At 69.5% G+C, this 1028-nt stretch carries 2 protein-coding genes; one reads left to right on the plus strand and one right to left on the minus strand.

Going from position 1 to position 1028, the window contains the following annotated elements; all coding sequences use genetic code 11:
* Positions 1-128: 128 nt before the first annotated feature.
* On the minus strand, positions 129-491 hold the full coding sequence (locus ACWF94_RS40975; RefSeq protein WP_453500459.1) for an arsenate reductase family protein: 363 nt from the start codon (positions 489-491) through the stop codon (positions 129-131).
* Positions 492-636: 145 nt separating this feature from the next.
* Between ACWF94_RS40975 and ACWF94_RS40980 the strand changes: the two genes are divergently transcribed.
* Positions 637-939 (plus strand): hypothetical protein, encoded by a 303-nt coding sequence (locus ACWF94_RS40980; protein WP_453500461.1) that lies wholly within the window; start codon positions 637-639, stop codon positions 937-939.
* The last annotated feature ends 89 nt before the right edge of the window (positions 940-1028 follow it).

The following is a 1028-nucleotide window of genomic DNA, read 5'->3' on the forward strand; positions in this document are numbered from 1 at the left end:
GGGCCGGGCCGTGTCCCCGGGTTCCGTGCCCCGGCCCGGGCGCGCGGCCCGTTCGCGGCCCGGGTCCCGCCCGCTCGGGCCCCTCCTACGCGTGCTGTCACCCACGCGCGGTCGGGGGGCCGCATCCCTCACCCGCGGCCGATGGCCTCCCGTACCGCCTCGTCCGTACGCGCCACGACGGCCGTACCGTCGTCCGCCGTGATGATCGGCCGCTGAATCAGCTTGGGATGCCGGGCCAGCGCCTCGATCCACCGGTTCCGCGAACTCGCCTCCCGCGCCCACTCCTTCAGCCCGAGGACCTTCGCCGCGGCCTCCTGCGTCCGGGTGATGTCCCATGGTTCGAGCCCGAGCCGGTCGAGGACCTCCCGGATCTCGTCCTCGCTCGGCACATCCTCCAGATAGCGCCGAACGGTGTACGCGGCCCCTTCCGCGTCCAGCAGATCGATGGCGCTGCGGCACTTCGAACAGGCGGGGTTGATCCAGATCTCCATGCCGTCACCGTACCTGCGCGAAGGCCCGGGAACATGTATCCCCACGACCCCTCAAACCCGGCTTGGCCAGGGGTGATTGTCAGTGGGGGGAAGTAGAATGGACAGTAGTTCGGGATGGTCCCGCCACCGCGCCTGGAGGTTGCCGATGGCCGTAGCCAGACTCATGACGAAGCCGGAAAATCCGACGATCAAGCCTGAGCCAGCCCCCGAGTGCACCCCGGTGAAGAAGAAGCGGCTGCCCGCAGGACAGCCGCGCGAATGGTATGTGACGCACAACCGTCGGCTGAAGGCGATGCGGCTCGCGATCGCCCTGCTCGACTCCGGCGTCTACCACCCGTCGACGGCGGACAACAGGAGGATACGGACGATGGCGGGCCGCATCGGGGTGCATCCGCCGTCCGACACGACCTGCCGCATGGTGCGCGCCCTGATCCGCTACGGACGCTGACGTCTCTTACGGTCCCTTACGGTCTCTGACGGCACCTCACGAGCCCTGACGAGCCCCGACGAGCCCTGATTGTGCCCGCCGTCCCGGTG

It is taken from the genome of Streptomyces sp. NPDC055078, assembly GCF_053607985.1.